This window comes from Pseudomonas sp. AN-1 (assembly GCF_034057115.1).
Classification (GTDB): Bacteria; Pseudomonadota; Gammaproteobacteria; order Pseudomonadales; family Pseudomonadaceae; genus Geopseudomonas.
Genome location: NZ_CP139195.1, coordinates 1,329,977 through 1,348,366 on the forward strand (window position 1 = coordinate 1,329,977; position 18,390 = coordinate 1,348,366).

Genomic DNA, 18,390 nt, shown 5'->3' on the forward strand with positions numbered 1-18,390 from the left:
GGAGGCACCCTTGATCAGACCCGGACCGGCGCCAGCCCGCCTGCTGCTCGGCTGGTTCGCCCTGCAAATGTTCCTGCTCAGCGCCATCGCCCTGCGGCGCGACGGCATCGACCCGCCGGGACTCCTGCTCTGGCTGATGCTCGGCATGACCAGCGCGGCAGCACTGCAACGCTGGCTGATGCGCTGCGGGGCCACGGCACTGGCAGACACCTTCGGCCTCGGCTACTGCGCCTTCGCCGGCAGCTTCGCAGGCAGCCAGTGGCAGGCCTGGACCGAGCTGTACCGCACCGCCTTGACACACTGACACCCGATTTCGCCCTACAAGGAAGGAAAGATGCTGAACAACCCGGGACTCCCTCTTGCACTGATCGCCGCCCTGCTCATCGGCCTGCTCTGCGGTCCGGCGCAGCGCTGGAACCGCCTGCTGATCCTGTCGCTCGCCGGCAGCCTGGTCGTCGAGGCCGCGGTGGCGTTCTTCGAGTCGGCGAAGTGGCTGAGCACCTACCGCTTCGGCCAGCACCTGCTGACCAACCTGCTGCTGATGCTCGCTGGCGCGGCGATCATCGTCCTGCTCTTTCGCCTGTTGCGTTCCCGCCCGGCTCAGCAAGCCAGCCCGAGTCCGCTGCTGGTTAGAGACGACCAGAATGTCGCGCTGCCGGCCTCCAGCGGCGCCGGCAGGCAGGGCGTGCTGGCCCATGCACTCGGCCTCACCACCTGGCTGGTCCCGGTCAGCGGCGCACTGCTGACCCTGGCGAACTGGCTGCGGGTCCGGAAAGGCGCAGAGGCGATCCGCACCGAAGCCCGGCGCGCCCTGGAGTTCCAGGCCATCTGGACCGTCGCCCTGCTGGTCACTTTCCAGCTGCCGCAGCTGCACCCGCTGCTGGCCGCGCTGACCATCCCGGTCTGGCTGGCCGGCCTCGGCTTCAATCTCCGGGAGGTCCACCGCACCTGGCGCGCCCGGACATGAGCAGCGCAGCATTCACTCCGTCGCGGCGGGCCGGTTGATCTGCCCGCCATCATCCACAAGGAATCGAAAGGAATCTCATGGGAAAGCACATCCTCCTCGCCACCACCGGCGAATCGCCTCAGGTGGTCACCGAAACCCTGTATGCCATCCATAAGGAGGGCCTGACCTGGCCGGACGAGATCCGCCTGGTCACCACCACCGTGGGCAAGGCCCGCGCCGAGAAGGGGCTGCTGGATGAGGGCCACCTGGCTCGCCTGTGCGATGAGATCGCCAGGCCGCAACCCGCCTTCGACACCGGCCATATCGAAGTGGTGCCGGGCGCCAAAGGCCAGGACGTGGACGATGCGCGCAGCCTCGAAGACCACGAGGCGCTGGCCAACTTCATCATGACCCGGGTCCGCGACCTGACTGCCGATGATCAGCAGACGGTGCATGCCTCGCTGGCCGGCGGGCGCAAGACCATGACCTTCTATCTGGGCTATGCCATGAGCCTGTTCGGGCGCCGGCAGGACAGCCTGAGTCATGTGCTGATCAGCAAGGGTTACGAGAGCTTGCGCGACTTCTGGTATCCGAGCCTGAAGCAAGGCCAGTTGCACGGCTACGATGGCAAGCCGCTGTTCACTGCCGATGGCATGCCACTGATGCCGGGCGATGCCGAGGTCACGCTGGCGCCGATCCCGTTCGTGCGCCATCGCCATGACCTGCCGGAGCTGCTGCCGCAGAGCGGAGGCGCCGTGCACTTCCGCGAGCTGGTGCGACTCATCAACCTGGGCGAGCTGCCCGAGGAGCTGTGCCTGCGCATCGATCTGCCCGAACAGACGATCATCGTCAGCGATATGCCAGGCTCGCTGTCATTCACCTTCAAGCCCGGACTTCTGGCGCTCGCGTTCTACGCCGTCATGGCGCGCGCCACCCTGGAGGGCAAAAGCACCTTGTATCGCCCTTCCGGCGAATATGCGCGCGCCGCCGGCGAGGTCCTGCGTGACCTGGTGCTCCGCGAACTGCTGGCCCTGCACGAGCAGCCGGCCAGCGCCTCGCTCGAAACCAGCATCCAATCGCTGCGCGGCCTTTTCAAGGACAGTACGCTCAACGCGCTGCTATCTCCGCTCACCTACACCTGGTTCGACCAGCGCAAGAGCGAGCTGAGCAAGCTGTTCAAGGAAAAACTCACCGAGCGCGTCAGCAACTGGCTGACCCCAGAACTCATCTGGGACGATGCCGGCGAGCGGCTCGACCAGACCGGCAAGGCCAAGGGCGGTGGCTATGGCATTCCGCTGCCGGTCGGCAGCATCACGCTGGTCGAAATCCGCGAGCGCGACGCGATCTCCTGACACTCCCCCACCGTGCGGCCCGGCACACGCCGGGCCGCCCCTCATAAGCTTGCCAAAACCGGAACCCCTCCTGCGCACCTTCATCATGGCCTCACCCCGAAGCCACGAAGGTTGCCGCAATGCCCCACACCCCCGCCGTCCTGCAGTCCCTCTCCGTACAGATCGCTGCCCACCTGCAGCACAGCGGCAGTGCCGATGAGGCGCTGGCCGCGCTGCTGGCCGACACCGCAACGGCGGACTGGCAGGCGGCGCTCTGCGAGGCCCTGCTGACCGACGACGTCTTCGCCGCCCAGGTCGCCGCGCGCTCCTACCGCCACGGCAACGGCTTCCTCAAGGTCGTGCTGCTCGACCGCGGCTTCAAGCTGCGCCTGCACCTGTGGCTGCCCGGCGCCAGCTGCGAGGAGAACATCCACGACCACCGCTGGAGCATCGCCTCGACCATCCTCGCCGGCTCGCTGCACAGCGAGATCTGGGCCGACGCCGCCAACGACGAGCAGTTCGACCTTCAGGCCGGCGAGTACCGCTACCAGGCCGCCGTCGACGGCCAGCCGGCACGCGCCATCCCGCTGCACAGCGCCCCGCTGCGGCTGGTCGAGCGCAACAGCCGCAGCGCCGGCAGCCACTACGCGCTGCCGCCGGCCACCCTGCACCGCATCTGCAGCCACGGCCGCCAGCTGGTCGCCACCCTGATGTGCTCCGGCCCGGCGGTTGCCGGCCACACCCGGCTGATCGCCGGCCGCGAAGGCCTGCTGCCGGAAGTGGCCGCGCGCCGCCTCAGCGTGGCCGAGCTGCGCGCCGGCATCGGCCACTTCACCGCCCTGGCCGGCCTGTTCCCGGCCCTCGCCGCCTGACCATCCCACCATCCCCACAGGAGTACCCGCATGAGCGATGTTCTGTCCGTCACCCTCACCCCGGCCGGCTTCGCCCGTCTGCAGCAGCGCCTGGTGCGCAAGCTCGACGAGTACGAGGACATCCGCGCCCAGCGCCAGGTGGCCTTCGAGCTGTCCGGCGACGGCTGGCACGACAACCCGGAGTTCAACCGCGCCCAGCAGATGGAGGCCAACTGCAACCGCGAGATCAAGAAGCTCAACGACATGCTCGCCCTGGGCCGGGTCGTCGAGATCGTCGAAGGCCAGCGGCCGACCGCCGAGGTCGCCGTCGGCAGCCTGGTGACCTTCGTGCGCTGGGGCGACGACGGCCCTGCCGCTGAGGAAACCTGGGAGATCGGCGGCCACGGCGACAGCGACCCGCAGCGCGCCTGCGTGGCCTATGACGCGCCGCTGGGCGCCGCCCTGTTCGGCCTCAAGGTCGGCGAGTACGCCGAGGAAGTGCAGCTGGGCGAGGCGCTGGTCGACCTGGAAATCGTCGCCCTGCACCCCCGCCACCCGGACGCGCCGTGAGCACGACAAGCTTGCCGGCGGCACCGGCCGGCACCCCTGCGGCATCCTGCAATCACGTTCAGACACCACCCCGAGGAGAGTCAGCATGACCCACACCCCGTCCCCGCAGCAGTCCGAGCAGCTGTTCGACGCGCTCGCCCGCCAGGGCCTGCAGCTGCCCGCGGAACACCGCCGTACCATCACCGACCGGCTCGAACGCATCCGCGGCTACGAGCCGCTGGTCGGGGTGTTCGGCAAGACCGGCGCCGGCAAGTCCAGCCTGTGCAATGCCGTGTTCGGCCGCGACATCTGTCCGATCAGCGATGTCGGTGCCTGCACCCGCACGGTTCAGGAAGTCGCGCTGAACGTCGGCCAGAAGGGCATGAAGCTGCTCGACGTGCCCGGCGTCGGCGAGAGCGACCGGCGCGATGCCGAGTACGACGCCCTGTACCGCGACTGGCTGCCCAGGCTCGACCTGGTGCTCTGGGTGATCAAGGCCGACGACCGCGCGCTGGCTTCCGACGAGGACTTCTACAAGCGCCTGGTCAAGCCCTACCTGGAGGCCGGCAAGCCGTTCTTCATCGTCCTCAACCAGGTGGACAAGGTCGAGCCGTTCCGCGAGTGGGACGAGCAGGCTCGCCAGCCCGGCCCGCGCCAGGCCGCCAACATCGAGGACAAGCGCCGTTCGGTGGCCGGCTTCTTCGGCCTGCCGCTGAACCAGGTGCTCGCCGTGTCGGCCAACGAGCGCTACGGCCTGGTCGAGCTGGTGGACCGGGTGATCCATGAGCTGCCGGCGGAGAAGCGCGTCAGCGTGCTGCGCGAGGTGCAGGAGGAGTACCGCTCGCAGGCCGCCCGCGAACAGGCGCGCAGCGGTGTGGCCGAAACCCTCGGCACGGTGATCGACGCCCTGCCGCTGCCGGCGCCGGTGAAGTTCGTCGCCAAGGCCATCGTCCGCGTGTTCGACTGGATCGGGAGCTGGTTCTGATGCAGGTGCATGTCCGCCATGAAGGCACCCTCGGCGAACTCGTGCGCCGCCAGCCGGCCTTCGCCCGCCTGCAGCATGCGCGGATCGCCGCCCAGGACTGGCGGTACTGGCGGCGCAACGACGGCGCCAGCCACTCCCACGACCTGCAGGTGGTGTTCCTCGGCAAGAGCGGCTACGGCAAGTCCTCGCTGGTCAACGCCCTGAGCGGCCTGCCGGCGATGGCGACCAGCGACGTGGAGGCCTGCACGCGGGTGGCGCAGAGCGTGGAATACGCCATCCGCCCCGGCAACTTCCTGTCGCTGGCCGACCTGCCGGGGCTGGGCGAGTCGCAGCAGCGCGATGCCGAGTACCTGGCGCTGTACCGGCAGATACTCGCCAAGGCCGATGTGGTGGTGTACACCCTGCGCGCCGACTGCCGCGACTACAGCATCGACCAGCAGGCCTTCGCCCGGCTGTTCGACTGCGCCAGCCAGCAGCGCAAGGTCATCCTCGCGCTCAACGGCTGCGACAAGATCGAGCCGCTGCAGCGCCGCGCCAGCGTCATGCCGAGCCACGAGCAGCTGCAGAACATCGAGCGCAAGGCGGCCGACCTGCGCCGGCTGTTTCCCGAGATGCCGCGCATCGTGCCCTGCAGCGCGGCGACCGGCTGGAACCTCGATGCGCTCAGCCAGGAAATCGCCCGCCTGCTGGCCTGCAGCCCCGGGGTGGCCTTCTGACCCTCACACCATGCCCGCAGCCCGGCTGTCGCGATCAGGCGGCAAGCGGTCGCGCCGTTCCAGGCAGGGCGTTATGCTTCCACCCTGTCCCTGTAGCCCTTTGCCAGCCCGGATCGAGGCGGATGATTGATCAAATTTTCATCAACTTTTTGATCAAAAAACGATCAGCATTTTGCCCTGTGCAACATCCTGATTTACAAGGGATTTTTTTGCCGGTAGAGTCCGACGGACTACCCCGCCTTGTAGGGGATTAAGACTATCTCAGTGCTGTTTAGTGGTGGTACAGGTGGTGTCCGACGGACTACCCCGCCTTGCAGGGGGTTTAAGACAACTGGCCCTCGACGCAGTCGCCGAAGTCGTCGGCCCGAAGGACTGCACCAGCCCAACGCCACAACGCCAAAAACGCCGAGCAGGCCAGCCCACTCGGCGTTTTGCTTTACCGACCGCTCACCCCACCCGGCGCTGTGCAGGACGCAGCAGCCTTGCCCGGGCCAGAATCTCCAGAATCCTCACCACCACCCGCGCCAGCACGCGCTCGGCTGTGGCGCTGGCGTCGACGTCGCGCCAGACGATCCTGCCCAGCCCCAGTTCGTTCCCCCGCTCGCGCAGCTCCCGGTAGGCCGCCTGCATGGCGCGGATGCGCTCCGGCGTCTCGTCGTGCCGGCCGTAGCTGCGCTCGCAGCGCGCCTGCAGGCGCGCCAGCAACTGTGCCTGCGGCACCTGCAGCTGGATCACGTGATCCGGCAGGCCGATCAGGTGCTCCAGGATATTCACCCGCTCGATCCACTGGCGCTTCTCCCCGGCCGGCGCGCGCTCCCAGCGGGTGGCGTAGCTGGTCAGGATGCTGCGATCCCCCAGAATCAGGTCCACCTGCCGCTCCACATGGGCGGCATGGTGGTTGGAGCGCGCCGCATACAGCTGCTCGCGCAGGGCATCGTCGTCGCTGTTGGCGGCCAGCTCCTCCAGGGGATGCGGCAGCGGAATCGGCCGGGTCGGGCACAGCAGGGCCACGGATACGCCATAGGCGCGCAACCGCTCCACCAGAGTGCTCTTGCCAACCCCCTTGGGGCCTTCGATGGCGATGTACACAGGCACTGCTCTCTCCGAATGGCTGCATGTGCACATCTTGCTGGCCGTGCCAGCATGGCAACCGATTGGCAAGCTTGCTGCCCCGGACCCGCAGGCCGATGCATCTCACCAGCCCGGATAGCGTTCCCAGATCGCCCGCCCCACTTCACTGCCGCCGCCGAGCTGTTCTATACGCCGCAGCGTTGGCTGCAGGCCTTCTTCGTGCAGCCTGAGCACCTGCTCGACGATCCGGCGGGGTTCCTCCACGCCGGGCTTGTCGCCGTGGGCAGCCAGTCGGCGACCACGGTCGGCTCGAAGAAAGCGCCGCCCAGGGCGTGGCGGCGGCCGCCGGCAAGGATGCGCTGGCTGGGCTTGGTCGCCGGGATCACGTCGCCGCGCACACGCTTGGCTTCCTCGGCGAACCACTGCAGGAAGGAGGCGGCGTAGTCGATCTCGCCACGGGCTTCGCTCAGCGGCTTGCCCTCCTCCAGGGTGATCAGGGTGGCTAGGTCTTCCTTGTGCTCCACCACCAGTTGGTACCAGCGGTTGACCACCTCGGAGCGGTGCTTGGCGGTGGTCTGGCTCCAGGCGCGGAGGGCTCGGTCGGCGGCCTCGATGGCGAACTCGGTCTCGGCCTTCTTGCACACCGGCAGCTCGGCCAGCAGCGCGCCGGCTGCACCTGCCAGTACAGGTCCATGGCCTCCTGCCACTGGCCGTTCTTCGCCAGCTGGAAGACCTTCGGGAAGTAGTCGCCCATCCACTGCGTGTAGCTGGTACCCGAGAACTGCAGGTCCATGAACTTCATCAGCGGGATCACGTCGCTCTCGATCGGGCAACTGATGATGGTTTCGCTGCCGAAGCGGTGGTAGGTCTCGATCAGGCCAGCCACGTGCGGGAAACCCTGCTCGGCCTTGATGGCGACGATGTTCGGGCAGTCGTCGAGCAGGTAGCGGATCAGCGCCGGCGACATGCCCTGCGGATGCACGCGCTCGAAGCCCCACAGCGGGATGGGGAACAGCATTACGGCCAGGTCGGTGGCGTCGCAGAAGGCTCGGGTGTAGTCGTAGATCTCCTGCTCGCCCCCTGCAGTCGCCCGGACTGAGCCGTCCCGCCGCTTCAGCGTTGCGCCGATGCTCGACTGGACAGACCTTTAGAACATACGGCCACCCCTTCCTCTTGGAATAGTTTGACGGCGCTCAGGGCATCCGGGTAGGGCTCAATGCTCTCTACCTCGGCCGTCAGCACGCAAGCAAGATCGCATCTGGAATAGCTATACCGAACGCTTGGGCTGCCTCGCGAATCCCCCACGGGTTGGTCAGGATGCGCCGGATATCGTCTGCCTGCGGCCGGCGCCCCTGTGCAATTCCGAGTTTGCTCTGACGCCGGTACGGGTGCTGGCCCGCCTGGATTTTCAGGAGCATTCCGAACGCATCGAAGATCACGGCCTTACTCATCAGCATCTGGCTCGTCATCGAACATGCGGGAAGCCTCGCGCTCGCGCTTGAACGTCGACATCGCGAAGCTGAAGCAAGACTTGCACAGGCGCATACCCTCGGCCTCGCCGTCGCGCCACTGGGCCTGCAAGACGCCGTGGCCGGTCTCGGCAGTACTGGCATCGCACACGTCGCAGTGCACGACCTTCGTCAGCCGGATCGCCGTGCTGTCATTCGGATCAGAGAACAGCTCCAGGGTGTCACCCACGGTCAGGCCGGCGGCCTGGAGCAGGTCGTCGGGCAGCTCCAGGATCACATCGCCGCTGCCGTCGCCGGAGTCACGGGATGTCAGTTTCCAGTGCATCGTTCACCTCCAGGATAGGAATGCCCTGCGATGTTGCGCAGCAGCGCCAGATTGCAGTGCGTATCCGGGTGCATCCACTCATCCAGCCAAACCGGCAAGGGCGATACCCGGATGCCCACCTCCAGCAGCACATCGTAGGCAACGTCCGCCATTTCCAGCGCCGTAGGGGTAATGCAGTGATAGCGACCATCAGAAACAAGCCAGCAACAGCTGCCGGTAGTGCTGTGAAAAGCTGACCTGATAGCTCGGCTCGGCAGCGAAATCTCCCAGAGAGTAGGCGCCCGCCGAACCTGTCCTACGTTCCTGCCCTGACTCCTCCCCACTGCGACCATCGTCCTCGCTGACAGTCGCTCGGACGGCAATCGTGCAACTAGCCGATTAACGAACGCTTTATACCCAGCCACTCAGCACAATCGCCTGGTCAATCCCCCACTCCGAAAGCCTCTGCGCCACCCGGCACAAGCCCTGAAAGTATTGCTCTAGAGAGGTTTTACGCCCCGCAGTCTGATCGCTCGGAGGAACGCCGTAGCACGTTCGCAGGGCGAGCCGCCTGATCGTGCGCTATTGACTGAATTAACTAGTTAGTACATTTTTCTGGTCACTACCGGCACACCACCGGCGACAAGAACAACAACGGAGAGCGCGCGCATGTCGCACCTGATCCTCGTCCTCAACGGTCCCAACCTGAACATGCTGGGCACCCGCGAACCTGCCACCTACGGCCATGAAACCCTCGCCGACGTCGAAGCCCTCTGCCAGCGCACCGCCGCCGAGCATGGCCTGGAAGTCGAGTTCCGCCAGACCAACCACGAAGGCCAACTGATCGACTGGATCCACCAGGCGCGCGGCCGCTGCGCCGGCATCCTGATCAATCCGGGCGCCTGGACGCACACCTCGGTGGCCATCCGCGACGCGCTGGTCGCCGCCGAGCTGCCGGTGATCGAGGTGCACCTCTCCAACGTGCACAAGCGCGAGGAGTTCCGTCACCACTCCTTCGTTTCCGGCGTCGCCGTCGGCGTGCTGTGCGGCTTCGGCAGCCACGGCTACCGCATGGGCCTGACCCACTTCGTCCACCTGCTCAACGGTTGAGACCATCATGACCCAGACCTCCAGCATCCTCGCCGGCCTGATCGGCGCCGGCATCCAGGCCTCGCGCACCCCCGCCCTGCACGAGCACGAGGGCGACGCCCAGGGCATCCGCTACCTGTACCGGCTGATCGACCTCGACCAGCTCGGCGTCACCAGCGCCGCCCTGCCCGAGCTGCTCGACGCCGCCCAGCGCCTGGGCTTCACCGGCCTGAACATCACCTTCCCGTGCAAGCAGGCGATCATCCCTCTGCTCGACGAGCTGTCGCCGGAAGCGCGCGGCATCGGCGCGGTGAACACCGTGGTGTTCGTGGACGGCAAGCGCGTCGGCCACAACACCGACTGCCTGGGCTTCGCCGAAGGCTTCCGTCGCGGCCTGCCGGGCGTGGCGCGCGAGCACGTGGTGCAGATGGGTGCCGGCGGCGCAGGTGCCGCAGTGGCGCATGCCCTGCTGCAGGAAGGCGTGCGCCAGCTGACCATCTTCGACGTCGAGCCGTCGCGCGCCGCCGAGCTGGCCGCCAGCCTCAACGCCAGCTTCGGCGCCGACCGCGCCCAGGCCGGCGGCGACCTGCCGTCCGCCATGGCCGAGGCCCAGGGCCTGGTCAACACCACTCCGGTGGGCATGGCCAAGCTGCCTGGCCTGCCACTGCCGGCCGAGCTGCTGCACGCCGACCTGTGGGTGGCGGAGATCATCTACTTCCCGCTGGAAACCGAGCTGCTGCGCGCCGCCCGTGCCCTCGGCTGCCAGACCCTCGACGGCAGCAAGATGGCGGTGTTCCAGGCGGTCAAGGCGTTCGAGCTTTTCACCGGCCGCGCGGCCGATGCCGAGCGCATGCTGGCCCACTTCGCCAGCATGAGCTGAAACACGCCATAGGTGGCCGCCCCGGCGGCCACACACACCGGGAGCTTGATCGCACCGGCAGGGAGTGCCATGCGCCGGCCAGCCCCGGGACAACCCAACGAGGTCAATCATGAAAAAAATAGCCGACCTTTACTTCCGCCTGCTCAAGCTGCTCATCGTGCTGTGCATGCTCGGCATGGTGGTGCTGGTCTTCGGCAACGTGGTCCTGCGTTATGCCTTCAACTCCGGAATCAGCGTCTCGGAAGAGCTGTCGCGCTGGTTCTTCGTCTGGATGGTGTTCCTCGGCGCGCTGGTCGCCCTCCGCGAACGTGCCCACCTCGGCCTCGACAGCCTGGTGAAGCGCCTGCCGCCGCTCGGCAAGCGCTTCTGCCTGGTGGTCGGCCACCTGCTCATGCTGTTCGTCACCTGGCTGATCCTCAGCGGCAGCTGGCAGCAGGCGCAGATCAACCTCGACGTAGTCGCCCCCGCCTCCGGCCTGTCGATGGCCTGGTTCTACGGCGTCGGCGTGGTGTTCGGCGTCAGCGCCGGGCTGATCCTGCTCCATGAACTGTTCCTCGCCATCACCGGCCGCCTGAATCCCGACGAGCTGGTGACCCTCAAGGACGGCGAGGCCGCCGACGAAATCGAGCACCTGCATCACCAGCAAGCCGCTGCCGGGAGGAACGCCTGATGACCCTGACCATCTTCCTCGGTACCCTGCTCGGCAGCATGGCGCTGGGCATCCCGATCGCCTTCGCCCTGCTGCTGGTCGCCGTCGCGCTGATGCTGCACCTCGACCTGTTCGACGCGCAGATCATCGCCCAGAACCTGCTCAACGGCGCCGACAGCTTCCCGCTGATGGCCGTGCCCTTCTTCATGCTGGCTGGCGAGATCATGAATGCGGGCGGCCTGTCGCGGCGCATCGTCAACATCGCCATGGCCCTGGTCGGCCACAAGCGTGGCGGCCTCGGCTACGTGGCGATCATCGCCTCCTGCCTGCTCGCCTCGCTGTCCGGCTCGGCGGTCGCCGACGCCGCGGCGCTGGCCGCCCTGCTGGTGCCGATGATGGTGCGCGCCGGCCACAGCCGCTCGCGTTCGGCCGGCCTGATCGCCGCCGGCGGCATCATCGCGCCGATCATCCCGCCGAGCATCGGCTTCATCGTCTTCGGCGTCGCCTCCGGGGTATCGATCTCCAAGCTGTTCATGGCCGGCATCGTGCCGGGGATCATGCTCGGCGCCGCGCTGGCGGTGGTCTGGTGGTTCGTCTCGCGCAGCGAGAACGTCGAGATGCCGCCCAAGCGCTCGCGCCAGGAAGTGCTGCGCGCCCTGCTCGACGGCAGCTGGGCCATGGGCCTGCCGGTGATCATCATCTTCGGCCTCAAGTTCGGCATCTTCACCCCGACCGAAGCCGCGGTGGTCGCCGCCGTCTACTCGCTGTTCGTCTCCGTGGTGATCTACCGCGAGCTGAAGCTCGGCGACCTCTACGAGGTGGTCATCTCCGCCGCGCGCACCACCTCGGTGGTGATGTTCCTGGTCGCCGCCGCGATGGTCTCCTCCTGGCTGGTCAACATCGCCGACCTGCCGGGCCAGCTGGCCGGCCTGCTCGAGCCGTTCATGGACAACCCGACCGCCCTGCTGCTGGTGATCATGCTGCTGATCGTCATGGTGGGCATGGTGATGGACATGACCCCGGCGATCCTGATCCTCACCCCGGTGCTGATGCCCGCCGTCACCCAGGCCGGCATCGACCCGGTGTACTTCGGCGTGCTGTTCATCATCAACACCTCGATCGGCCTGATCACCCCGCCGGTGGGCACCGTGCTCAACGTGGTGTGCGGCGTCTCCAAGCTGAAGATGGAAGAGATCGTCCGCGGCGTCGGCCCCTTCCTGATCGCGCAACTGATCGTGCTGTTCCTGCTGGTGCTGTTCCCCGAGCTGGTCACCGTGCCGATGAAGTACCTCGCCGGCTGACCCCGAAAACCCTGTCGACCCCAACCAACAACAAGAGAAAGGCCACAGACATGACCAAACTGCTGAAAACCCTGCTCGCCACCGCCTGCGCCGCCGGCGTGCTGTTCGCCGGCGCCGCCAGCGCCGCCGAGATCAAGGAGCGCACCCTGCGTTTCGCCTTCCAGAACGTCAAGGATCACCCGCAGGGCCAGGGCGCGCAGAAGTTCGCCGAGCTGGTCAGCGAGAAGTCCGGCGGCAAGATCAAGGTGCGCCTGTTCGCCGGCGGCACCCTGGGCGGCGACCTGCAGACCGTGTCCGCGCTGCAGGGCGGCACCCTCGACCTGACCGTGCTCAACTCCGGCATCCTCGCCGCTCAGGTACCGGAATTCGCCATGCTCGACTTCCCCTACCTGTTCAACAACACCGCCGAGGCCCATGCGGTGATCGACGGCGAGGTCGGCCAGCAGCTGCACTCGCGCTTGGAGAGCAAGGGCCTGATCGGCCTCGGCTACTGGGACCTGGGCTTCCGCAACCTGACCAACAGCAAGCACCCGGTGACCAAACCGGAAGACATGCAGGGCCTGAAGATCCGCGTGATCCAGTCGCCGATCTACCTGGAAACCTTCAAGGCGCTCGGCGCCAACCCGGTGCCGATGCCCTTCCCCGAGGTCTACACCGGGCTGGAGCAGCGCACCGTGGACGGCCAGGAGAACCCCTACACCGTGATCCTCGGCAGCAAGTTCCACGAGGTGCAGAAGTACCTGTCCTCCACCAACCACATCTACAACCCGCAGTCGTTCGTCATCGGCCAGAAGACCTGGCAGAAGCTGAGCAACGACGAGCAGGCGCTGATCCGCGAAGCGGCCAGCGAAGCGCAGACCTACCAACGCGAGATTACCGAGAAGGCGCAGAGCGCGGCGCTGGACAAGCTCAAGCAGGGAGGCATCGCCGCCAACGAGATCGCCCCGGCCGAGATCGACCGCTTCCGCGAGAAGGTCAAGCCGGTGGTCGAGCAGTTCGCCAAGGATCTCGACCCGGCGCTGGTCAAGGCCATGTACGAATCCATCGACAAGGTGCGCGCCGGCCAGTGAGTTCACGGCAGTCCCCTTCCTGACAACGCCCCCTGCCGTCCGCCGGCAGGGGGCGTTGTTCGTTCAGATCCGCGCCAGCAGGGTGCGCGCCTTGTCGATGGCGATCTGCGCCCGTTCCAGGGCGCCGACGCCCTGCTCGTAGAGCTGGCGGGTGGGAATCTCCAGGCTCAGCGGCAGGTCGGCCGGTAGCGCACGCAACAGGCCGAGCAGGTCGCAATCGCCGTCGCCGGGGAAGCGCCGCTCGTTGCGCGCCTGGCGGAGGATCTCGTCCATGTCCGCCGGCACCGGGCCGGCCACGTCGCACAGCTGGGCGTAGCGCATGCGCGCCGGATCGAGACGCGCCAGGTCCTCCAGGCGCGAGGCGGACCGGTTGAAGTGGAAGGCGTCGACCAGCACGCAGCCGTTGGCCTGTCCGGCGTTGTCGACGATGCGCATGGCCTGCAGCAGGTCCCTGGCGTCGGTCCAGGGCATGAACTCCAGGTGCGGATAGAGGCCGAAGCCGCCCGCCAGCTCGCAGAAGGCGGCGAAGTTGTCGGCCAGCCGTGCCTCGTCGGGGTCGTTGCCGGCCACCAGCACCGCACTGGCGCCCAGCTCGGCGCCGGCGGCGAGGATCGGCTCGAAGTCGGCCACCGCGGTCTCCGGCTTGAGGCGCAGGATCTCGATGTCGAACACCTCGACGCCGCTGTCGCGCAGGCGCGTCTGGGTCTGCCGGCGCAGGCCGGCGTCGGCCACCAGCGGGAAGTGATGCTCCTCGGCGGTGGCCGGCACCAGGCGCAGGCCGACGTGGCTGTAGCCGGCGCGGGCGGCCACCTCGACCATGTCCGGCGGGGACAGCTCGAGTACGGTCAGGGCGGCGAGGGACAGGTTGCGTTCGCTCATGGCGGTTCTCTTCTTATTGGATGGAAAGGAGTTCGGGAGCACAGGTGCGGCCGCTCGCGGCGGCGCGCTGGATGGCTTCGAGCAGCGCCAGGGTGTTGCCGGCGTCAGCGGCGCTGACCAGCGGCGCGACCTCGCCGCGGGCGACGCGGACGAAGTGGCGCAACTGCAGCGCCAGCGCCTCGCCGGGCACGCAGCTCTCCTGGCTGCACAGCAGCGGCTGGTGCCAGCCGGCGCCGGGTTCGGCGTAGTGCCAGCGGGCCAGCTGCGGGATGCTCAGCGCGCCGCGGGTGCCGGCCAGCAGGTAGCAGGACTGGTCGTCCTGGCGCGGATAGACCGGGTTCTCGCCGGAATCCAGCTCCCAGCTCCAGGGCGCGGCCACTGCGTCGGAGCCGGTCAAGGTGCCGAGCGCGCCGTTGGCGAAGCGCAGCAGCACCGCGGCGCTGTCCTCGTTGGCGAAGCCGCGCACGCCGTTGCCGGTGAGCGCCTGCACCTCGGCGACCTCGCCGCACAGGTGGCGCAGCAGGTCGAGGTCGTGGATCAGGTTGGTCAGCAGCATCCCGGCGCCCGGCTCGCGGCGCCAGGGGATGTCGAAGTAGCTGTCCGGCTTCTGCAGTTGCCAGAGCGCGGTGACCGTGGTCAGCCGGCCGAGGCTGCCCTCCTCCACCAGCTCGCGGGTACGGACGATCAGCGGGTTGTGCCGGCGGTGGTGACCGACCAGCACCGGCACACCGGCGTTCCGCGAGGCGGCGATCAGCTCGCGCACCTCGTCGAGGTGCACGCCGACCGGCTTCTCCAGCAGCACCGGAACCCCGGCGGCGATGCAGTCCAGCGCGGTGCTGACATGCAGGGTGTTGGGATTGGCGACGATCACCGCCTGCGGTCGGACCTCTTCGAGCATGCGCCGGTGCTCGGCGAAGTACGGCACGGCGCATTCGGCGGCGAAGGCCGCGGCCTGCGGGGCGGGATCGGCCACGGCGCACAGCCGCGCCTCGGGCAGGTCCTTGAGGTGTTGGTGGTGCTGGCGTCCCATGACACCGGCGCCGATCAGGGCGATACGCAGTGGCTCGGTCAAGGCAGGTTCCTCTTGTTGTTGTGGCGGGCGGCCGGGTCAGCAGTGCCGGATAGCTGCTGTCTTGCGGTGCGCTGCCATAAATTTAGAACCTTGTTCCACTTTCAAGCAAGATACGTCAGACCATACCTGTGCGATTAACGGACAACACAGACACCGATCGCCCCTTGCTGAAGGCGAATCCTGCCTTGCTGATGCAGCTAGGCAGCCGGTTTTATCCGACATCGACGAAAGACTGGGTTGTCGATAAGAAAAAGCGATACCCGATTAAGGATTTCCCAGCAGCCTGATACGAGGCCGAGAAAGTAGAGTCGCATCCTGACCGACCGCATTGCGCGTCTGGGAGCCGGGCCAGCGGCCATGCCACGCCCGCACCGGTCGAGCCGCCCAGGCCCACTGATCCTCACCGACAACAAGGACAATCGACATGGCACGCATCATCGGCGGTCTCGCCGTCTCCCACACCCCAACCATCGGCTTCGCCGTCGACCACGACAAGCAGGGCGAGGCCGCCTGGGCGCCGATCTTCCAGAGCTTCGAGCCGGTCCGCGCCTGGCTCGAGGAGCAAAAACCCGACGTGCTGTTCTACGTCTTCAACGACCACGTGACCTCGTTCTTCTTCGACCACTACGGCGCCTTCTCCCTCGGTGTGGACGAGCGCTACGAGGTCGCCGACGAGGGCGGCAACCCGCGCGACCTTCCGCCGATCGGCGGGCATGCCGCGCTGGCGCGGCACATCGGCGCCAGCCTGGTGGCCGACGAGTTCGACATGAGCTTCTTCCGCGACAAGCCGCTGGACCATGGCTTCTTCTCGCCGATGTCGGCGCTGCTGCCGCATGAGTCGGGCTGGCCGCTGGAGATCGTGCCACTGCAGGTGGGTGTGCTGCAGTTCCCGGTGCCGAGCGCCGCGCGCTGCTACAAGCTCGGGCAGGCGCTGCGCCGCGCTATCGAGAGCTACCCCGAGGACCTCAAGGTGGCCATCGTCGCCACCGGCGGTCTGTCCCACCAGGTGCACGGCGAGCGCTGCGGCTTCAACAACCCGGAATGGGATGCCCAGTTCGTCGACCTGCTGGTCAACGACCCGCTGCGCCTCACCGAGCTGACCCTGGCCGAGTACGCCACCCTGGGCGGCATGGAGGGCGCCGAGGTGATCATGTGGCTGATCATGCGCGGCGCGCTGTCCAGCAGCGTGAAGAAGCTGCACCACGACTACTACCTGCCGTCGATGACCGGCATCTGCACCCTGCTGCTGGAAAACCAGGACCAGGCGGTGCCCGCCGACGTGCAGGCCCGCCACCGCGAGCACATGAACCGCCAGCTGGCCGGCGCCGACAAGCTGGAAGGCACCTACCCCTTCACCCTGGAGCGCAGCGCCAGGGGCTACCGCCTCAACAAGTTCCTGCACCGGATGATCGAGCCGGCCTGGCGCCTGCGCTTCCTCGAGAACCCCGAGGCGCTGTTCGAAGAGGCCGGGCTCAGCGACGAGGAGCGCGAGCTGCTGCGCCGCCGCGACTGGCGCGGCCTGCTCCACTACGGGGTGATCTTCTTCATGCTGGAGAAGCTCGGCGCGGTGCTTGGCGTCTCCAACCTGGACATCTACGCGGCCATGCGCGGCCAGAGCCTCGAAGAGTTCATGAAGACCCGCAATCAGCAGGTCGTTTATTCCGTGGCCGGCAAACCGGTGTCGGGCAAGTCCTCGCGCTGAGTTCGCCCCGCGGGGCACGGGCCTGTCCTGCTGGCAGGCCCTGATCGTTCGTCACCTACCCCCTGTCTGAACCCCGGCCATCGTCGGGCGGGGGACGCTTTTCCCCAAAAAATGGAGAACAACAACAATGCAAGCCAAACGCTTCCGTCCCCTGTCCTGTGCCGTCGCCGTTGCCGTCGCCCTGCCCTTGGGCGCCCAGGCCGCCGGTTTCGCCGAAGACGCCACCGCCACCCTGAACCTGCGCAACTTCTACCTGGGACGCGACTTCCGCCACTCCGCCAGCAGTGCGCAGAGCCGCGCCGAGGAATGGACGCAGAGCTTCATTCTCGATGCGCGCTCCGGCTTCAGCGAGGGCACTGTCGGCTTTGGCGTCGATGCGCTCGGCCTGTACTCGGTCAAGCTCGACGGCGGCAAGGGCACCGCCGGCACCCAGCTGCTGCCGGTGCACGACGACGGCCGCCCGGCCGACGACTTCGGCCGCCTGGCCGTGGCCGGCAAGGCCAGGATCTCGGCCACCGAGCTGAAGGTCGGCGAGTGGATGCCGGTGCTGCCGATCCTGCGCGCCGACGACGGCCGCTCGCTGCCGCAGACCTTCCAGGGCGCGCAGCTCACCTCGAAGGAAATCGCCGGGCTGACCCTCTACGGCGGCCAGTTCCGCCAGAACAGCCCGCGCAACGACGCCAGCATGGAAGACCTGTCGATCTTCGGAAGACCGGCGTTCACCTCCGACCGCTTCAACTTCGCCGGCGGCGAGTACAGCTTCAACGACAAGCGCACGATGGTCGGCGCCTGGTACGCCGAACTGGAGGACATCTACCAGCAGCAGTACTACAACCTGGTACATGCCCAACCGGTCGGCGCCTGGACGCTGGGCGCCAACCTCGGCTACTTCATCGGTGCCGAGCATGGCGATGAGCTGGCTGGCGAGCTGGCTGGCGAGCTGGACAACCAGACCGTCTCGGGACTGTTCTCCGCCAAGACCGGCAACCACGGTTTCTACGTCGGCCTGCAGAAAGTCAGCGGCGATGACGGCTGGATGCGCGTCAACGGCACCAGCGGCGGCACCGTGGCCAACGACAGCTTCAACTCCAGCTTCGAGAACGCCAACGAGCGCTCCTGGCAGCTGCGCTACGACTACAACCTGGCCGGCTGGGGCATTCCGGGGCTGACCTTCATGACCCGCTACATCAGCGGCGAGGACGCCGAGGTCGCCGGCGTCAGCGACGGCAAGGAATGGGTACGCGAGACCGAGCTGGCCTACGTGGTGCAGTCCGGCCCGCTGAAGAGCCTCAATCTCAAGTGGCGCAACGCCAGCATCCGCAAGAGCTGGGCCAGCAACGGCACCGACTTCGACGAGAACCGCCTGATCGTCAACTACCCGCTCAACCTGCTCTGAAAATGTTGTGCGGCTTCATTTGTGTTCGATCAGCGGTCATGCCGAATTGTCATCGATGAGGCCAGGCACCAACATTCCCTGCGCCCGTCTGCGGACGGACTTCCAGGGCTCTTCTTTCCAGGCTCATAAG

The 18,390-nt window shown here is 67.3% G+C and carries 20 protein-coding genes and 1 pseudogene; 14 read left to right on the plus strand and 7 right to left on the minus strand.

Annotation, left to right across the window (positions count from 1 at the left end):
• The first annotated feature begins 10 nt into the window (after positions 1-10).
• The 7 genes from SK095_RS05960 (at position 11) to SK095_RS05990 (ending at position 5,378) form a co-directional block, all read left to right on the plus strand.
• A complete protein-coding gene (locus SK095_RS05960) occupies positions 11-304 on the plus strand; it encodes a hypothetical protein (RefSeq protein ID WP_320548232.1) in 294 nt (97 codons plus the stop codon).
• A gap of 30 nt (positions 305-334) precedes the next feature.
• Positions 335-967: a DUF4870 domain-containing protein gene (locus SK095_RS05965; protein ID WP_320548233.1), complete on the plus strand. Its 633-nt coding sequence runs from the start codon at positions 335-337 to the stop codon at positions 965-967.
• A gap of 77 nt (positions 968-1,044) precedes the next feature.
• Positions 1,045-2,298, plus strand: a complete 1,254-nt coding sequence (csm6, locus tag SK095_RS05970) for a CRISPR-associated ring nuclease Csm6 (RefSeq protein ID WP_320548234.1) — start codon at positions 1,045-1,047, stop codon at positions 2,296-2,298.
• 119 nt (positions 2,299-2,417) lie between these two features.
• A complete protein-coding gene (locus SK095_RS05975) occupies positions 2,418-3,149 on the plus strand; it encodes a hypothetical protein (RefSeq protein WP_320548235.1) in 732 nt (243 codons plus the stop codon).
• Between the two features lie 30 nt (positions 3,150-3,179).
• Complete coding sequence (locus tag SK095_RS05980; RefSeq protein WP_320548236.1) at positions 3,180-3,698, plus strand: GreA/GreB family elongation factor; 519 nt, start codon at positions 3,180-3,182, stop codon at positions 3,696-3,698.
• A gap of 85 nt (positions 3,699-3,783) precedes the next feature.
• Entirely contained in the window at positions 3,784-4,662 is an 879-nt protein-coding gene (locus SK095_RS05985) for a GTPase family protein (protein ID WP_320548237.1), read from the plus strand.
• The gene (locus SK095_RS05990) at positions 4,662-5,378 is read left to right on the plus strand and encodes a GTPase family protein (RefSeq protein ID WP_320548238.1); all 717 of its coding nucleotides are present in this window, start codon (positions 4,662-4,664) and stop codon (positions 5,376-5,378) included. Before SK095_RS05985 ends, SK095_RS05990 begins: the two co-directional genes overlap by 1 nt.
• 447 nt (positions 5,379-5,825) lie before the next feature.
• Here the strand turns inward: SK095_RS05990 and SK095_RS05995 are convergent, their stop codons facing one another.
• The 4 genes from SK095_RS05995 to SK095_RS06010 all read right to left on the minus strand — a co-directional run bounded on the left by SK095_RS05995 (position 5,826) and on the right by SK095_RS06010 (position 8,243).
• A complete protein-coding gene (locus SK095_RS05995; protein WP_320548239.1) occupies positions 5,826-6,473 on the minus strand; it encodes an AAA family ATPase in 648 nt (215 codons plus the stop codon).
• Positions 6,474-6,634: 161 nt separating this feature from the next.
• Positions 6,635-7,447: an aldehyde dehydrogenase family protein gene (locus SK095_RS06000; protein ID WP_320548240.1), complete on the minus strand. Its 813-nt coding sequence runs from the start codon at positions 7,445-7,447 to the stop codon at positions 6,635-6,637.
• A gap of 237 nt (positions 7,448-7,684) precedes the next feature.
• Positions 7,685-7,900, minus strand: a complete 216-nt coding sequence (locus SK095_RS06005) for a hypothetical protein (RefSeq protein ID WP_320548241.1) — start codon at positions 7,898-7,900, stop codon at positions 7,685-7,687.
• A complete protein-coding gene (locus tag SK095_RS06010; protein WP_320548242.1) occupies positions 7,893-8,243 on the minus strand; it encodes a hypothetical protein in 351 nt (116 codons plus the stop codon). The genes SK095_RS06005 and SK095_RS06010 overlap by 8 nt, the downstream gene beginning before the upstream one ends.
• Before the next feature lie 648 nt (positions 8,244-8,891).
• Here SK095_RS06010 and aroQ point away from each other — a divergent pair.
• The 5 genes from aroQ (at position 8,892) to SK095_RS06035 (ending at position 13,211) form a co-directional block, all read left to right on the plus strand.
• Positions 8,892-9,332 carry a type II 3-dehydroquinate dehydratase gene (aroQ, locus tag SK095_RS06015; RefSeq protein ID WP_136490568.1) on the plus strand — a complete coding sequence of 147 codons (441 nt, stop codon included), beginning with the start codon at positions 8,892-8,894 and terminating at the stop codon, positions 9,330-9,332.
• 7 nt (positions 9,333-9,339) lie between these two features.
• Positions 9,340-10,191 (plus strand): shikimate dehydrogenase, encoded by an 852-nt coding sequence (locus SK095_RS06020; RefSeq protein ID WP_320548243.1) that lies wholly within the window; start codon positions 9,340-9,342, stop codon positions 10,189-10,191.
• Between the two features lie 109 nt (positions 10,192-10,300).
• The gene (locus SK095_RS06025) at positions 10,301-10,861 is read left to right on the plus strand and encodes a TRAP transporter small permease (protein WP_320548244.1); all 561 of its coding nucleotides are present in this window, start codon (positions 10,301-10,303) and stop codon (positions 10,859-10,861) included.
• A complete protein-coding gene (locus tag SK095_RS06030; RefSeq protein ID WP_320548245.1) occupies positions 10,861-12,141 on the plus strand; it encodes a TRAP transporter large permease subunit in 1,281 nt (426 codons plus the stop codon). The genes SK095_RS06025 and SK095_RS06030 overlap by 1 nt, the downstream gene beginning before the upstream one ends.
• 50 nt (positions 12,142-12,191) lie before the next feature.
• Entirely contained in the window at positions 12,192-13,211 is a 1,020-nt protein-coding gene (locus tag SK095_RS06035) for a TRAP transporter substrate-binding protein (protein WP_320548246.1), read from the plus strand.
• Between the two features lie 63 nt (positions 13,212-13,274).
• Here the strand turns inward: SK095_RS06035 and SK095_RS06040 are convergent, their stop codons facing one another.
• From SK095_RS06040 to SK095_RS21725, 3 genes and pseudogenes are all read right to left on the minus strand, one after another.
• Positions 13,275-14,090 carry a sugar phosphate isomerase/epimerase gene (locus SK095_RS06040; protein WP_320548247.1) on the minus strand — a complete coding sequence of 272 codons (816 nt, stop codon included), beginning with the start codon at positions 14,088-14,090 and terminating at the stop codon, positions 13,275-13,277.
• Positions 14,091-14,103: 13 nt separating this feature from the next.
• Positions 14,104-14,778, minus strand: a complete 675-nt coding sequence (locus SK095_RS21720; protein ID WP_414153884.1) for a Gfo/Idh/MocA family protein — start codon at positions 14,776-14,778, stop codon at positions 14,104-14,106.
• Positions 14,779-14,808: 30 nt separating this feature from the next.
• A pseudogene (locus SK095_RS21725) lies at positions 14,809-15,162 on the minus strand (Gfo/Idh/MocA family protein); the annotation flags it as partial.
• A gap of 424 nt (positions 15,163-15,586) precedes the next feature.
• On the opposite strand from SK095_RS21725, the gene SK095_RS06050 reads away from it, so the two are divergent.
• On the plus strand, positions 15,587-16,864 hold the full coding sequence (locus SK095_RS06050; RefSeq protein ID WP_320548249.1) for a gallate dioxygenase: 1,278 nt from the start codon (positions 15,587-15,589) through the stop codon (positions 16,862-16,864).
• A 127-nt stretch (positions 16,865-16,991) separates the two neighbouring features.
• Positions 16,992-18,260, plus strand: coding sequence for an OprD family porin (locus SK095_RS06055; protein ID WP_320548250.1), 1,269 nt, complete (start codon positions 16,992-16,994; stop codon positions 18,258-18,260).
• Positions 18,261-18,390 lie beyond the last annotated feature (130 nt).

What these genes read in the sequence shown, in the direction of transcription:
- SK095_RS05965 (WP_320548233.1), top strand. Translation starts at nt 335, where the DNA reads ATGCTGAACAACCCGGGACTCCCTCTTGCACTGATCGCCGCCCTGCTC.
- csm6 (WP_320548234.1), top strand. Translation starts at nt 1,045, where the DNA reads ATGGGAAAGCACATCCTCCTCGCCACCACCGGCGAATCGCCTCAGGTG.
- SK095_RS05975 (WP_320548235.1), top strand. Translation starts at nt 2,418, where the DNA reads ATGCCCCACACCCCCGCCGTCCTGCAGTCCCTCTCCGTACAGATCGCT.
- SK095_RS05980 (WP_320548236.1), top strand. Translation starts at nt 3,180, where the DNA reads ATGAGCGATGTTCTGTCCGTCACCCTCACCCCGGCCGGCTTCGCCCGT.
- SK095_RS05985 (WP_320548237.1), top strand. Translation starts at nt 3,784, where the DNA reads ATGACCCACACCCCGTCCCCGCAGCAGTCCGAGCAGCTGTTCGACGCG.
- SK095_RS05990 (WP_320548238.1), top strand. Translation starts at nt 4,662, where the DNA reads ATGCAGGTGCATGTCCGCCATGAAGGCACCCTCGGCGAACTCGTGCGC.
- SK095_RS06005 (WP_320548241.1), bottom strand. Translation starts at nt 7,900, where the DNA reads ATGAGTAAGGCCGTGATCTTCGATGCGTTCGGAATGCTCCTGAAAATC.
- SK095_RS06010 (WP_320548242.1), bottom strand. Translation starts at nt 8,243, where the DNA reads ATGCACTGGAAACTGACATCCCGTGACTCCGGCGACGGCAGCGGCGAT.
- aroQ (WP_136490568.1), top strand. Translation starts at nt 8,892, where the DNA reads ATGTCGCACCTGATCCTCGTCCTCAACGGTCCCAACCTGAACATGCTG.
- SK095_RS06020 (WP_320548243.1), top strand. Translation starts at nt 9,340, where the DNA reads ATGACCCAGACCTCCAGCATCCTCGCCGGCCTGATCGGCGCCGGCATC.
- SK095_RS06025 (WP_320548244.1), top strand. Translation starts at nt 10,301, where the DNA reads ATGAAAAAAATAGCCGACCTTTACTTCCGCCTGCTCAAGCTGCTCATC.
- SK095_RS06030 (WP_320548245.1), top strand. Translation starts at nt 10,861, where the DNA reads ATGACCCTGACCATCTTCCTCGGTACCCTGCTCGGCAGCATGGCGCTG.
- SK095_RS06035 (WP_320548246.1), top strand. Translation starts at nt 12,192, where the DNA reads ATGACCAAACTGCTGAAAACCCTGCTCGCCACCGCCTGCGCCGCCGGC.
- SK095_RS06040 (WP_320548247.1), bottom strand. Translation starts at nt 14,090, where the DNA reads ATGAGCGAACGCAACCTGTCCCTCGCCGCCCTGACCGTACTCGAGCTG.
- SK095_RS06050 (WP_320548249.1), top strand. Translation starts at nt 15,587, where the DNA reads ATGGCACGCATCATCGGCGGTCTCGCCGTCTCCCACACCCCAACCATC.
- SK095_RS06055 (WP_320548250.1), top strand. Translation starts at nt 16,992, where the DNA reads ATGCAAGCCAAACGCTTCCGTCCCCTGTCCTGTGCCGTCGCCGTTGCC.